This window comes from Novosphingobium sp. ERW19 (assembly GCF_012641315.1).
Classification (GTDB): domain Bacteria; phylum Pseudomonadota; class Alphaproteobacteria; order Sphingomonadales; family Sphingomonadaceae; genus Novosphingobium.
In genome coordinates this window covers 116,935-131,818 of sequence record NZ_JABAIC010000009.1, presented here as the reverse complement: position 1 = coordinate 131,818, position 14,884 = coordinate 116,935, and the positions used below count along the sequence as shown (strand labels likewise).

Below are 14,884 nucleotides of genomic sequence, written 5' to 3'. Positions count from 1 at the left end.
AACCAACCTTTGAGCGTCAATCAGGACTTCGTCACCGTTGCCATCCCCTTCGGAGACAAGTCCGAATGGTGCGACGTCGGCGATATAGAGCGCGAGATCGGCGAACTCGGCAATCCGGCGAACGAAGCCATGGCCACGGCCCTGCGCCAGACCGGCGTGGTCCACTTCGCCAGCATCCACGCCATCCCGCCCGAAGCGCCGGGAAAGCAGGCCCATCTGGTGCTCGAAGCCACCGTCGATGGCAACGCCGGACGTGCGCTCGATCTGATTGCCGAACACGCCGGAGCGCTCCTGCTCCCGGTGCTCAAGCTGACCAGCGGCATCAGCGCGGTCGGCGAGGTCCTGCCGCTGCTGCGTCGCCATGCCTACGGCATCAACCCGGCGGTGTTCCGCGTGCCGTTTCTCGACCGCCGCCTGACCGGCCTGCCCTTCGTCGGTCTGCCGGGCCTCGGCGTTCGCACCATCGACGAGAACCGCGCGATCGTCGCCAAGGCGCGTTCCATCATCGCGCGCGAACGTGCCCGCTCCTCGCTCCACGGCCCGCAAAGCCTGTTCCGCGTCGTCGCGACAGAGCTGAAGGACGACCTCGCCCATCTGGAAGACCGCAAGCCGCCCAAGCTCGCGTTCTGCGAACGCAACGACGCGCCGTGGCTGGATTTCGCCCGCTCGCGCTGGACGCTCGGCTGGATCGGCAAGGGCCTTGCCAACGCACAAGGACTGATCTGGCCGCTGCTGGGTATCGGCTATCTTCTGGCACTTCTGCTCGGCCGCGCGGGCGGAGCCACCGGCTTTGCGCTCCTCAAGGGCGCGATCCTGCCCTCCGTGGTCATCGCGCTGCTGATTGTCGCCGCGGTGGCGTGGGCCTTGCGCCGCGACGAACTCGCCAACACGCCGGTGGACCGCACGCCGTCTGCCGCCGCACTCGGCGCGATGATGGCCAAGGAGAATGCGCCCGGCGTGATCCCCAACCACATGGTCAGCGTCACTACCCTGCGCAAGGCATGGGTGCGCAAGTGGACCTTGCCGCTCGCCTTCACTGCCGTTGCCATCATGGCGAAGATCGGGGTGATGCGGAAAGGCTTCCTCGCCACCATCGGCACGATCCACGCCGCACGCTGGGTGGTCCTGCCCGGCACGCGCCAACTGGTGTTCTTCTCCAACTACGATGGCAGCTGGGAAAGCTACCTCGAGGACTTCATCACCAAGGCGTCCGAGGGCGTCACCGCCGTGTGGAGCAACGCCGAGGGTTTCCCCGCCACGCGCCTGCTGTTCTTCAAGGGCGCCGAGGACGGCGACCGGATGAAGCGCTATGCCCGCTGCTCGATGCGCCCCACCCCGTTCTGGTTCGCCGCACACCCCGATCTTTCCACCACCGCCATGCGCAAGCACGCGCTGATCGTCAGCGGCCTTCTGTGCAAGGACCGCCTCGAAGCCAACCCGTCGGACGCCGAGGCCTGGCTCGACCTGTTCGGCTCGATCCCACGCCCCGATTACGGGTTGCAGTACGAGGAAATCCAGACGCTGATGTTTGGCGGGCTGAAGCGCCACCCGCACAGCCGGGTCGTCGCGCTCAACTTCGGCGAACCCCGCCGCGAAGGCAGCGCCCACCCTTATGCCCATGTGCAGAAGTGGCTGGCTGGCCTGATCGCCGAAGACCTCGTCTCGTTCGGTGACAAGCCGCCGCAGGATTTCGTCTGCAATATCGCCTTCTCCGCCGCCGGCCTGCGCCTGCTCGGGCTGGACAAGGAACTGGCGCTCGAAGGCCCCGGCACGCCGCAAGCCTTCCCGCCGGCCTTCTCGCTCGGCATGGCCCACGCCAGCCGCAAGCGCGCACTGGGCGATCCAGAACAGCTCGAATGGTGTGACGACGATACCCACATCGTGCTGCTGCTCTATGCCAAGGACGAAGTTGCCGCGCAGAAGTTCGCGCAGATCGTCAGCGACGCTGCCGCCATCGGCATCACCGAAAAGGCCTCCATACGCACCGGCCTCAAGGCCTTCGACCTCGAACGCTTCAAGGAGGCATGGCGAACCAGCGACGACAGCGTGTCCAAGCCTGCCGAGGGCGCAGAATTCGTCCATGCCACATCAAGCAACGACGACCTCTCCGAAGAACCCTTCGGCTTCGTCGACGGCGTCTCGCAGCCCCTGGTGCGCGGCTTCCCCGGTCGCCACGGCGCGCCGGATCCGGTCCACGGCGTCGAACCCGGCGAGTTCATCCTCGGCTACACCGACAATCGCGGCTACTACCCGCCATCGCCGCTGGTCGAGCGCCCGATGCAGGATCTCGGGATGTGCCCGCAGCTCCTCCTCCCCTCGCCCCCGCCAGACCAGCCGACGCAGTACCCCGACTTCGCCGATCAGGGCGCCCGCGCGCGCGATTTCGGCCGCAACGGCAGCTATCTGGTGATCCGCCAGCTCGCGCAGGACGTCGACGGCTTTCGCAGGCAGCTCGATGAAAAGGCGCACGAAATCTGCAAGCAGCCCGATGTCATCAACCCGCACAACGGCAACATCCATCGCACCCGCGAATGGATCGCCGCCAAGATGCTCGGCCGCTGGCGCGATGGCTCGGCGCTGATCGACAATCCCTTCCACCCGGCGATGAAGAGCGGCGTGGACGCGATGCGCAAGAACGATTTCCTCTACAAGGACGCCGATCCGCAAGGCCTGCGCTGCCCCTTCGGTGCCCACGTCCGCCGCACCTTCCCGCGCGACAGCCTCGCGCCGACAGAGCCGGTGGAACTCTCGGTCAGCAACCGCCACCGCCTGCTCCGCCGTGGCCGGCCCTATCTCGACAACGACGGCGATACCGCGCGCGGCACGCTGTTCATGGCCTTCAACGCCGATCTCGAACGCCAGTTCGAATTCGTCCAGCAAACCTGGCTCGCCTCGCCCACCTTCCACGGCCTCGAATGCGAGCCCGACCCCTTCGCCATGCACAAGGGGCCGAGCGAGAGCGACGTCCAGCGCTTCACCATCATCGGCCGCAACGCCCCGCTCGAGCTATGCCCGGTACAGCGCTACGTCACCTTGAAAGGCGGCGGCTACTTCTTCCTCCCCGGCCGCCACGCCTTGTGGTTTCTGGCCGGGGCCGCGCTGGATACGGACCGGCTGCACATGTCGTAGCCCAAACAAAAACGGCCGGGCTCACCACCCGGCCGTTTCTTATCAAACACCCAACCCGCATCAGGCCGGCAGCAGCTTGCGCTCCACCGCGATCCGCTGGATCGCCTTCTGCAGCTTCTCGAATGCGCGCACCTCGATCTGGCGGACGCGTTCGCGGCTGACATTGTAGACCTGCGAAAGCTCTTCCAGCGTCTTCGGCTCGTCGACCAGACGCCGATCCGTGAGGATATGGCGCTCGCGCTCGTTCAGGCTGTCCATCGCCTCGACCAGCAGCTGGTGGCGATAGCTTGCCTCCTCGGCCTCGGCCACGGTCTCGTCCTGCAGCGGGCGGTCGTCGGTCAGCCAGTCCTGCCACGAACCCTCGCCGTCCTCGCGCATCGAGACGTTGAGCGAGGCATCGCCGCCCATCATCATGCGCCGGTTCATGTTGACCACTTCCTGCTCGGGCACGCCCAGGTCGGTCGCGATCTTGCGCACGTCGTCCGGATGCAGGTCCGAATCCTCGAACGCCTCGAGGTTCTTCTTCATCCGGCGAAGGTTGAAGAACAGCTTCTTCTGCGCCGCCGTGGTGCCCATCTTCACCAGGCTCCACGAGCGCAGGATGAATTCCTGCATCGAAGCCTTGATCCACCACATCGCATAGGTGGCCAGACGGAAGCCCCGGTCGGGCTCGAACTTCTTCACGCCCTGCATCAGGCCAATGTTGCCTTCGGAGATCAGCTCGCTGACCGGCAGGCCATAGCCGCGATAGCCCATGGCGATCTTCGCCACGAGACGCAGGTGGCTCGTCACCAGTTGAGCGGCAGCTTCGGGATCCTGATGTTCCTGAAAACGCTTGGCGAGCATGTATTCCTGCTCAGCCGTAAGCACGGGGAACTTGCGGATTTCCGAGAGATAGCGGTTGAGGCTGGCTTCCCCGCCAAGGGCAGGTACTGTCACAGCTTTTCTTTCCTCACTCACCTGAACACGTCCTTTCTTCTCGTCGGTTCCCATGTGACGGCCCCCTGATGGGCGACCGGCGGCGGGACCACTCAAACGGAGCCTCCTCGCGGACGACTCCAAAGTCCTTCATTACAACATCGCCAGTACCTTTGCATCATGCCCTTCAGCGCAGAGTTCGACGATGAGTTCCCGCATATCGACGGGCGTCGGGCTGGCGAAATGATGGGTTGCACCGGTAACGGGGTGAATGAACCCCAGTTCCGCCGCATGCAGCGCCTGGCGATGAAACCCGAGCCGCTGGAGCAGCGGCCGAAGCTTTGAAGGTGCGCGTCCATAGACAGGATCACCCAATAGCGCATGGCCGATTGACGCAAGGTGAACGCGCACCTGGTGGGTTCTCCCGGTCTCCAGCCGACACTCGACCAAAGCCGCCCCTTCGAGCGCCGCAAGCGTGCGGAAATGCGTCACGGCATGCTTTCCGCGACCGTCCTCGACCAGCGCCATCTTCTTGCGGTCATGGCTGGACCGCGCAATCGCCCCGCGCACTGTGCCGGATGGCGGCATCGGCACGCCCGCCGTTACGCACTTGTAGGCGCGCACGATCGAATGGTCGGCAAACTGCCTGGCCAGCCCCTCATGCGCCACGTCAGTCTTGGCGACGACGAGCAGCCCGGACGTATCCTTGTCGATCCGGTGCACGATCCCCGGCCGCGCCACCCCGCCGATGCCCGAAAGCTGCCCCCGGCAATGGTGCAGCAGCGCGTTGACCAGCGTGCCGTCGAGATTCCCCGCCGCCGGATGCACCACCAGCCCGGCCGGCTTGTCCACCACGATCAGCGCATCGTCCTCATAGACGACGCTCAGCGGAATATCCTGCGCCACAGCCTCGGCCGGCGCGGCTTCCGGCACGCGGATTTCGAAGGCGGTGCCCTCGGCCACCTTGACCGAGGCTTGCGCGGCAACCTTGCCCGAAAGGCTGATCCGCCCCTCGGCAAGCAAAGCCTTCACCCGCTCCCGCGAAAGGCCCGAAGCATCGGCCAGAGCCTTGTCCAGCCGCTGCCCGCCACTCGCGACAGTTCCGGAAATGATCGTGTCAGCGGCCCCCATTGGTGGAGATATGGGAAGGATGGAGGTAGGGTGCAAGGCACTGTATGAGCGGTAGCAACCGTGGCGCACGACGGGGGTGGACGTTAGCCACCCCCGCAAATTGTCGCCGTACTTCTCACCGCAATTCTGGGGGTGTTAGGACGGGGCCTGAAGTCACTCGTTTTGCAAAACGCATCGCCGGTCGCTCCAGCCAGTAATACATGGCAACGCTTATCGGGAGCGCTGCAACGATTGCAACAAGTTGAACGATAAGCATTTCTTGGCGCCCAATACTCGATATTGGAACGATCGACACGGCAACGACAGCCAGCACAACCTGAACTGGCCGATGGATGAGGTAAAGAGAGTAAGAGGCCTCCCCGAGGATCTGTGCGGGCTTGGAGGCAAACAGCAACCGAAATGCATAGCCGGCTTTCTCGGGCCAAAGCAGAAAAGGATAAAAGATCGCCCAAATGCCAAGGGGTATGGGATCTTTCAAAACGGCAAGTGCAACGGCGCCAAGCAAAGCCGACCATGCATAGGGGTTGCCATCAAGACCGCGCAACCGATCGTAGGCCAAGCGGGAGACGATGCCCACCACGAAGAACACCAGCACACCAAAAATGGATGAAGCCACCTCGTAGTGCCCGAGCAATCCCCGATAAAATGTGAGGTGAAGTACAGCCATTACGATCGCACCACCTGCCATTGCGAATGGCTTTCCCCTCAGGGACAGCAGGAAAGGTGCGATGAGATAAAACTGCCATTCCAACGAAATGCTCCATGCCGCCGGCAGAAAGGCCACCGGTGCCTTTGGAAGCATCTCGATCGGGACAAGTCCGTGGAGCATGGTGGCGTGCAAGAGCAAATGCGGCGCTGTATTATCGACTGATTGACTCCGGAGCAGCTCCACCGAAGAAGCATATTCTTGCCATCCCGGTGCGTCCTGCCACGCCACCCGAACAACCAATTCAGCCCAAGCTGGTAGAATAAAGTATCCAATGACACAGCAGGCAATAAAGGCGGGATAGAGTCGAAAGAAACGCCGAAAAATGTACTTTAAATACGGTTCTTTCTGACTCTCGATCAGGTTTGTTATCACAAACCCGCTAACGATCATGAACACATATACTGCTGCATCTGTCCGCAGGAGCAACCAGAGAACTGGATTGTCACCTTTCAGCCAGCCACTCAGCTGCAGACCGTGTCCTACTGCAACCCATAATGCGAGGTAGATTCGCAGACCAACTATCTCGCGAATAAACTTCATTTTCCGCTCCACTTGGCCTGCCGTGAGACATACCCTTGATGCTGCCTATAGCGAGGGTTCCCGGTGCAGGGAACTGCAATGCAGCATCTTCTTCGCACCTGCAAAGTCGTTCGCGGCGATCTGCATCCTCCTCGCGCACAGAGAGCACAAACTAAGTTTCTTGACAAAACGAACCATATAGGTTACATGCTCCACCCACAGGTCAGGAGAGGGCACAAGGCCAACCCGCTCCTCTCCCTTCGGAAGCCGATGCCCAGAGTCTGGCGCGGATGCTTCCGGCGCGATCGGTGCGGCAGGTGCGCGTGGGTTCAATGCGGGGCGTAAAGCCCAAGACCCACCGGGCAAGACCTGTCGTTACCCAAGGACAGACAGGACACCCCAGGGCTGATAGCACGGCGCCGAACCCTGAGCGACGCTGCGGATGCGGAACCCGCCTGACTTGCGTGACAGTGTCTGCGCAAACGACAGGTTCTTTTCACGCAGCCGCTTGCCAGAAGCCAAGGCAGCCCGCGAGCCGCTGCCAAAGCTTCGTCCTTTCACATATGTCCGCCCTCAGGCTGAGCCGATCAGGGGTTCGGAACCGCCCCCCGGCCACTCGCAAGCGGTCCCGCGCCCCATCCCGCGCGTGCCGCAACGGCACCGCACCGGTCGCGCGATCTGTCAGCTTCCCCTCGGCGTTACCGTCCGCACTCGCCAGCGGATGATCTTCTGTATCAAAGCGTGGAATGGTTCACGCAGAGGCGCAGAGGAAGAAAGGGAGACGCAGAGTCCTTGGGAAGGCGCCTGCGGCGCAGCCGCCTCAAACTCTCTTCTCTCCTCCGCGTCTCCCCTTTCTTCTCCGCGTCTCTGCGTGAAACAGAAAGAAAAAGGGGCCACCGCAGCAGCCCCTTCCTCGATCACTCGACGACGAAACTCAAAGCCCCATCGCCCTCGTCGATGCGCACGGTCGAACCGTCCGGCACTTCGCCGCCCAGCAGCTTCTCGGCCAGCGGGTCCTGCAGATAGCGCTGCACCGCCCGCTTCAGCGGACGCGCGCCATAGACCGGATCGTAGCCGACCCGGCCCAGCCAGCGCTTGGCCGCATCGGTCAGGTCCAGCACGATCTTGCGATCCTTGAGCAGCCTGGCCACCCGCGCCACCTGGATCTCGACGATCGGTGCCATGTGCTCCTGGCCCAGACGGTGGAACAGGATGATCTCGTCCAGGCGGTTGAGGAACTCGGGCCGGAAATGTCCGCGCACCACGTCCATCACCTGCGGCTCGACGGTCTGCACATCCTGCCCCTCTTCCAGATTGGCGAGGTACTGGCTGCCGAGATTGCTGGTCAGGATGATCAGCGTGTTGGTAAAGTCCACCACGCGGCCCTGCCCGTCAGTCAGGCGGCCATCGTCAAGCACCTGCAGCAGCACGTTGAACACGTCCGAGTGCGCCTTCTCGACCTCGTCGAACAGCACGACCTGATAGGGCCTGCGCCGCACCGCCTCGGTCAGCACCCCGCCCTCGTCATAACCGACATAGCCCGGAGGCGCGCCGATCAGGCGGCTGACCGAATGCTTCTCCATGAACTCCGACATGTCGATGCGGACCATCGCGTTGTCATCGTCGAACAGGAAGCCGGCCAGCGCCTTGGTCAGCTCGGTCTTGCCGACGCCCGTGGGGCCGAGGAACAGGAAGCTGCCCAGCGGACGGTTCGGGTCCTGCAGGCCGGCCCGCGCACGGCGCACCGCCTTGGACACGGCCAGCACCGCGTCCTTCTGCCCGATCACCCGCTGGCCGAGCACTTCTTCCATCTTGAGCAGCTTCTCGCGCTCGCCTTCCATCATGCGGTCAACCGGCACGCCGGTCCACTTGCTGACGACGGCGGCGATGTCCTCGGCGGTCACCTCCTCGCGCAGCATGGCATTGGCGCTGACGCCCTGCGCTTCGGCCAATTGTCGCTCAAGCTCGGGAATGCGGCCATAGGCAAGCTCCCCGGCCTTCGCCAGGTCGCCATTGCGCTGCGCCACGTCCAGCTCGCTGCGCGCGGCGTCGAGGGCCTCTTTCACCTTGCCCTCGGCGGCGATCTTGTCGCGCTCGTTCTGCCAGCGCGTGGTCAGCTCGGCCGATTGCTGTTCGAAGTTCGCCAGCTCCTCGCGCAAGGTCGCCAGCCGGTCCTTCGACGCGGTATCGGTCTCCTTGGCCAGCGCCATTTCCTCGATCTTCATCTGGATGATGCGGCGGTCGAGCTTTTCGATCTCCTCGGGCTTGCTTTCCACTTCCATGCGGATGCGGCTCGCCGCCTCGTCCATCAGGTCGATGGCCTTGTCAGGCAAAAAGCGGTCGGAGATGTAGCGGTTGGACAGGGTCGCCGCCGCCACGATCGCATTGTCGGCAATGCGCACGCCATGGTGCAGTTCGTACTTGTCCTTGATGCCGCGCAGGATACTGATCGTGTCCTCCACCGTCGGCTCGCCCACGAACACCGGCTGGAACCGCCGCTGCAACGCGGGGTCCTTCTCGACATACTTCTGGTATTCGTCCAGCGTCGTCGCGCCTATGCAGTGCAGCTCCCCGCGGGCGAGCGCGGGCTTGAGCAGGTTGCCCGCATCCATCGCGCCCTCGCTCTTGCCCGCCCCGATCAGGGTGTGCATCTCGTCGATGAACAGGATGATCTGGCCTTCCGCGCCCTTGACCTCGTCAAGCACCGCCTTGAGCCGCTCCTCGAACTCGCCGCGATACTTCGCGCCCGCAATCAGGCTGCCCATGTCGAGCGCCATCAGCGTGCGGTCACGCAGCGAATCCGGCACGTCGCCATTGGCGATGCGCAGCGCGAGGCCTTCGGCAATCGCGGTCTTGCCCACGCCCGGTTCGCCGATCAGCGCCGGGTTGTTCTTGGTGCGGCGGGCGAGGATCTGCACGGTGCGGCGGATTTCCTCGTCGCGGCCGATCACCGGATCGAGCTTGCCCTCGCGCGCGGCCTCGGTCAGGTCGCGGGCGTATTTCTTCATCGCGTCATAGGCGTTTTCGGCGCTGGCGCTGTCCGCCGTGCGCCCGCCGCGCAGCTGCGTGATCGCCGCCTCGAGCGCCTGCGGCGTGACGTTCGCAGCCTTCAGCGCCTGCCCCGCCGAAGTCGTGGTGGCGAGCGTCAGCGCGACGAGCATACGCTCGACAGTCACGAAGCTGTCGTTCGACTTGGCCGCGATCTGCTCGGCGGAATCGAGCACGCGCACGGCATCGTTGTCGAGGCCCGGCGTCTGCTGCGCGCCCGAGCCGGAGACGGCGGCAATCTTCGCCAGCGCCTTGTCGACTTCGGTCTGCGCCAGGGCAGCATTGCCGCCCGCGCGCTGGATCAGCCCGCTGGCCATGCCCTCGCTGTCTTCCAGCAGGGCCTTGAGGATATGGTCCGGCGTGATCCGCTGATGATTCATGCGGATCGCAACGGTCTGCGCGGCTTGCAGGAAGCCCTTGGCGCGGTCGGTGAATTTCTCGAGGTTCATAAGGTCGAGTGTCCTCCTGTTGCGCAAGACATGGTGTGGCTTTTTCGCAACACAAGTGCTGCGCCGACGAAAAAGCTACACCACTCGACCGGGGTGGTTCCTTGATCGGGAGCAAAGTGTGGTGCCGATGCCCACCCCCAGCCCCTCCCGCCTGCGGGAGGGGAGTTGGACGACCTGTTCCAGCCCTCCCGCAGGCGGGAGGGCCGCGAGACTTGGCCTTTCGCAGAAAGGCTTAGTCGCAGCGGGGTGGGCACCCCGCGCAACCTCACTTCACAGGATCAGCCGCTTTCGCCGCCTTGGGTGCAAACTCCTTGCCGAAGAAGCTGCCAGCGTACCACTTGGGCCGCTCGGCCCCGTTCGCGAGGCCCATCACGGTGTAGTAGTTGACCTTTGCAAACAGCGCGCCCGCGTCCCAATTGAACGGCAGCTTCAGGTCATCGCTGGGCTGGTGGTAGTGGTCTTTCAGGAACCCGCGGAACGCCTTTTCGCCCGGCCCTTCGAAGCCGGTCATCATGAAAACCGCCGGCACGCCCTGCTGGACGAAGCGATAATGGTCCGACCGGGTGAACAGGCCCTCCTCCGGCATCGGATCGGGCGAAAGCTTGATGCCCGCCTTCTTCGCGGCCTCGGCCACGACCTTGCCCATCGTCGAATTCTCCGCCCCGAACGCGACGACGTCCGAGAACATGTAAGTCAGCACCGGCATGTCGAAGTTGACGAGGCCGACCACTTCACCCCCAACCACCGGATTGCGCGCGAGGTAGTCCGAGCCGATCAGCCCGCCTTCCTCGCCGGTCAGCGCCGCAAACATCACCGAACGGCGGGGCTTTTCCTTCGCCACGGCCTTGGCCACTTCCAGCATCGTCGCCACGCCCGAGGCATTGTCCATCGCGCCGTTGTGCAGCGTGTCCTGTCCCTTGCCGTGGATGCCGATGTGGTCGAGGTGCGCGGTCATGCCGATGAATTCGCCGGCAACCGCCGGGTCGGAACCCGGCAGCACGGCAACGACGTTCTCGCTCTGCACGTCCTTCCAGGTCTGCGCGTAGGACAGGCTGGCCTTGGCCTTCATCGCAAAGCCCTTGGGCTTGCCGCCGGTCCTGTCGGCCTCGGCGCGAATCTTGGTGAGCGACTTGCCCGATGCGGCAAACAGCGGCGCGGCAACATCAGGGTTGAGCGTGGCGCCGCCCATGATTCCAGGCGTGCGGCTGAACGCCTTGCCATCGGTCCCGACCCAGCCCTTGGCCGGACCGTCCGAGATCGCCACGCGCTTGTCCCAGGGGCGGCGCCTGGTGTCCTCGTCGGTCGGAATGCTGATCACGCCGATCGCGCCGCGCTTCATCGCCATCATTGCCTTGTCGGAGTTGAGGTGCGCGCCAAGCTCGCTCGGCGTGCCCTTGGGCGCGCCGGTCAGGACGACGACGATCTTGCCCTTCACGTCGAGCCCCCTGTAGTCATTGAAGCCGAGGTCCGGGCGGTCGAAGCCGAAGCCTGCAAACACCAGCGGCGCTTCGATCGCTACCTTGGCGTCGGTCAGGCTCGGCCGCACTAGCACTTGCGCGGTGTCGGATAACACCGTTTCCTTACCGCCATAGGTCAGCGCCAGCTTCGGCGCCCCATCGAGCCGCGCCTCGCGCACCGTCAGCTTCTGGAAGAACGAGCCGTCCGCAGCGGCGGGCTTGAGGCCCAACGCGATGAACTGCGAGGCAACGTAACTGGCGGCGATGTCGTAGCCGCGGCTGCCGGTGTCGCGGCCTTCCAGCAGATCGTCGGCCAGGAAGGTCACGTGCGCGCGCACGGCCTGCGCATCGAACACCGGCTCCTCGGCCAGGGCGGGAACCGCTGCGCCAGACAGCAACAGGGCAGAAACAAGCAGCTTGACGTTCATCGGTCTCTCTTTGTCGTTTGTCGAAACGGATCGCGTGGCACCTGCCCATTGGGCACGCCCCACTTGCGCGCGCGAGCATGGGCACTAGAAAGTTTCCAATCAAACCAAATCTGGGAGCTGTGGCTAAGCCGCTGTTCAGGCGGGACCTGCTCTTCGACCTTGCACAACCCCCGCAGCGCCCCTGTTCGCTGCCACTCCATGGGACACTCATGCAGCACAAACTTTCCGCCAGCCTGCTTGCCCTTGCCGCATCGACTGCACTTGCATCCCCTGCCTTTGCCCAGGAAGCAAAGCCCGCTCCGCTGCCTGACCTCGTCGCCAAGGTCCAGATTCCCTACGAAAGCTTCAAGCTCGACAATGGCCTGACTGTACTGGTCAACACCGACCGCAAGGCCCCGGTCGTGGCAGTGTCGGTATGGTACGGCGTCGGCTCGAAGAACGAGCCCAAGGGCAAGACCGGCTTTGCCCACCTTTTCGAACACCTGATGTTCAACGGCACCGAGAATGTGCCGGGCGATTTCTTCACCCCGTTGCAGCAGGTCGGCGCGACCGACGTCAACGGCACCACCTGGTTCGATCGCACCAACTACTTCGAGACCGTGCCCACTGCCGCGCTCGATATGGTGCTGATGATGGAATCCGACCGCATGGGCCATCTGCTCGGCGCGGTGACCCAGAAGGTGCTCGATAACCAGCGCGCCGTCGTCCAGAACGAGAAGCGCCAGGGCGACAACAACCCTTACGGCATCGTCGAGTACGAACAGCTCGAGAACCTCTACCCCTCGGGCCACCCCTACCACCACTCGACCATCGGCTCGATGGCCGACCTCGATTCCGCCAGCCTCGCCGATGTGAAGGGCTGGTTCACCGACCACTACGGCCCGAACAATGCAATCCTCGTCCTGTCGGGCGATATTGACGCGGCGACCGCCAAGGCAAAGGTTGCCAAGTGGTTCGGCGACATCAAGCCGGGTCCCAAGGTCAAGCCGGTCAGCGCCCCGGTGCCAACGCTGCCTTCCACCGTCTCCAAGACGATCAAGGATCAGGTCGCGACCACGCGCATCTACCGCATGTGGGCCGTGCCCGGTCTCGATAACCCGGACTATCTGCCGCTTGACCTTGCCGCCTCGGTGCTGGGCGGCCTCGCCTCGTCGCGTCTCGACGATGCGCTGGTGCGCGAACAGAAAGTTGCGGTCGCGGTTTCGGCCGATGCCGAAGTCTTCGCGCAGGCTGCGCAGTTCGTGATCAAGGCCGATGTCACGCCGGGCCAGGATCCGGCCAAGGTCGCCGCCGCACTCGACGCCGAGATTGCGAAGTTCATCAAGGAAGGCCCGACGCAGGACGAGCTGCTGCGCGCGGCAACCTCCGCCACCGCCAGCGAGATCCGCGGGCTGGAGCGCACCGGCGGTTTCAACGGCAAGGCTCCGACGCTGGCCGAGGGCCTGCTCTACAACGGCACGCCCGAACATTATCGGCAGGAGCTTGAGCGCACCGCCAAGATGACGCCCGCCGAGGTCAAGGCAGCAGCGGCCAAGTGGCTCACCCGCCCGGCCTTCGCGCTGACTGTCGAGCCGGGTGAGCGGACCGAGGGTGGCGAGGCGCGCGGCGGGTTCTACACCCAGACCGCAACCGGTGCCCACCCTGCCTACTTCCGCGATCCCGACATGCCGGCCAAGGGCGTGCCCGCCCCTGCTGTCGCCGGAGCCGACCGTTCGAAGCTGCCCGCCGTTGGCCAGCTTGCCCCGCTCGACTTCCCGGCGATCCAGCGCGCGACGCTCAAGAACGGCATTCCCGTCTATTTCGCCAAGCGTTCCGAAGTGCCGACCGTATCGGTCCGCGTCAGCTTCGATGCCGGCTATGCCGCCGATCCCAAGTCGGCGCTCGGCACCGAATCGCTACTGCTCAGCCTGATGGACGAAGGCACGCAGAAGCTTTCGGGCTCGGAATTCGCGCGGGAGCGTGAACGCCTCGGCGCCAACATCTCGCTGTCGGCAACGAGCGACCTGACCTCGTTCCAGGTCGATGCATTGTCGCCCAACCTCGGCGCCTCGCTCGGCCTGCTCGCAGACGTGGTGCGCCGTCCCGCGCTCGCCCCGGCAGACCTCGAGCGCGTGCGCACGCAGCAGCTCACCGCAATCTCGGCCGAGATGAAAAGCCCGCAGGCCCTCGCCACCCGCGTGCTCGTGCCCACGCTCTACGGCAGCCACCCCTACGCCTTCCCCTCCAGCGGCCTCGGCGATGCCGAAGTCGTGAAGAAGCTGACGCGCGAGGATCTGCTGGCCTTCCACGCCCGCTGGTTCCGCCCGGACACCGCGCGCATCTTCGTGGTGGGCGACACCACGCTCGACGCCGTGGTCAAGATGCTCGACGACAGCTTCGGCAATTGGCCCTCGAACCGCATGGCGCGGCCGGTGAAGGACTTCTCGGCGGCAGTTCCGGCACAAAAGAGCCGCGTCATCCTCGTCGACCGCCCGGGCTCGCCGCAGTCGTTCATCATGGCCGGCAAGGTGATCGACGCCAAGGGCACTGACGACACCGTCGCGCTGAACACCGCCAACGATATCCTCGGCGGCAACTTCCTCGGCCGCATCAACATGAACCTGCGCGAGGCCAAGGGCTGGACCTATGGCGCCTACAACGGCGTCAGCGAACCGCTCGACAAGGTCCGTTTCCAGGTGATCGCACCGGTGCAGACCGACCGCACCGGGGATTCACTGGTCGAGATCAAGCGCGAGATCGACGAGTACGGCAGCACCAAGGGCGTGACCGCCGAGGAGCTGGACTGGTCGACCAAGGGCAGCGCCCGCGAACTGCCGGGCATGTTCGAGACCAGCGCCGCTGTGCTCGACGGCCTTGCCAAGATCGTCAACTACCAGCGCCCGGACGACTTCTACGAGACGCTGTCCGCCCGCTACGGCAAGATGACCGCCGCCGAAGTGGACAAGGCGTTCCGTTCGAAGATCAACTCGGACGGCATGGTCTGGGTGGTTGTCGGCGATGCCGCCAAGGTGAAGCCGCAGCTCGACAAGTTCGGCCTGCCGGTGGAGGAAATGGCCGCGCCGAAGTAAGCTTCACAACGGCAAGCGAATTGGGGGG

7 protein-coding genes are annotated in these 14,884 nt (G+C 64.4%); 2 read left to right on the top strand and 5 right to left on the bottom strand.

Annotation, left to right across the window (positions count from 1 at the left end; genetic code table 11):
- Positions 1 to 9: 9 nt before the first annotated feature.
- Positions 10 to 3,129 (top strand): hypothetical protein, encoded by a 3,120-nt coding sequence (locus HGI46_RS16930; RefSeq protein WP_168905186.1) that lies wholly within the window; start codon positions 10 to 12, stop codon positions 3,127 to 3,129.
- Between the two features lie 60 nt (positions 3,130 to 3,189).
- Here the strand turns inward: HGI46_RS16930 and rpoH are convergent, their stop codons facing one another.
- From rpoH to HGI46_RS16905, 5 genes are all read right to left on the bottom strand, one after another.
- Complete coding sequence (gene rpoH / locus HGI46_RS16925) at positions 3,190 to 4,122, bottom strand: RNA polymerase sigma factor RpoH (RefSeq protein ID WP_206065789.1); 933 nt, start codon at positions 4,120 to 4,122, stop codon at positions 3,190 to 3,192.
- Positions 4,123 to 4,200: 78 nt separating this feature from the next.
- A complete protein-coding gene (locus tag HGI46_RS16920; protein WP_168905185.1) occupies positions 4,201 to 5,178 on the bottom strand; it encodes an RluA family pseudouridine synthase in 978 nt (325 codons plus the stop codon).
- A 115-nt stretch (positions 5,179 to 5,293) separates the two neighbouring features.
- On the bottom strand, positions 5,294 to 6,427 hold the full coding sequence (locus tag HGI46_RS16915; protein WP_168905184.1) for an acyltransferase: 1,134 nt from the start codon (positions 6,425 to 6,427) through the stop codon (positions 5,294 to 5,296).
- A gap of 896 nt (positions 6,428 to 7,323) precedes the next feature.
- Complete coding sequence (clpB, locus tag HGI46_RS16910) at positions 7,324 to 9,903, bottom strand: ATP-dependent chaperone ClpB (protein WP_168905183.1); 2,580 nt, start codon at positions 9,901 to 9,903, stop codon at positions 7,324 to 7,326.
- 265 nt (positions 9,904 to 10,168) lie between these two features.
- Entirely contained in the window at positions 10,169 to 11,788 is a 1,620-nt protein-coding gene (locus tag HGI46_RS16905; RefSeq protein ID WP_168905182.1) for a M28 family metallopeptidase, read from the bottom strand.
- A gap of 209 nt (positions 11,789 to 11,997) precedes the next feature.
- On the opposite strand from HGI46_RS16905, the gene HGI46_RS16900 reads away from it, so the two are divergent.
- Positions 11,998 to 14,856: a pitrilysin family protein gene (locus HGI46_RS16900; protein WP_168905181.1), complete on the top strand. Its 2,859-nt coding sequence runs from the start codon at positions 11,998 to 12,000 to the stop codon at positions 14,854 to 14,856.
- Positions 14,857 to 14,884 lie beyond the last annotated feature (28 nt).

What these genes read in the sequence shown, in the direction of transcription:
- HGI46_RS16915 (WP_168905184.1), bottom strand. Translation starts at nt 6,427, where the DNA reads ATGAAGTTTATTCGCGAGATAGTTGGTCTGCGAATCTACCTCGCATTA.
- HGI46_RS16900 (WP_168905181.1), top strand. Translation starts at nt 11,998, where the DNA reads ATGCAGCACAAACTTTCCGCCAGCCTGCTTGCCCTTGCCGCATCGACT.
- HGI46_RS16920 (WP_168905185.1), bottom strand. Translation starts at nt 5,178, where the DNA reads ATGGGGGCCGCTGACACGATCATTTCCGGAACTGTCGCGAGTGGCGGG.
- clpB (WP_168905183.1), bottom strand. Translation starts at nt 9,903, where the DNA reads ATGAACCTCGAGAAATTCACCGACCGCGCCAAGGGCTTCCTGCAAGCC.
- HGI46_RS16905 (WP_168905182.1), bottom strand. Translation starts at nt 11,788, where the DNA reads ATGAACGTCAAGCTGCTTGTTTCTGCCCTGTTGCTGTCTGGCGCAGCG.
- rpoH (WP_206065789.1), bottom strand. Translation starts at nt 4,122, where the DNA reads ATGGGAACCGACGAGAAGAAAGGACGTGTTCAGGTGAGTGAGGAAAGA.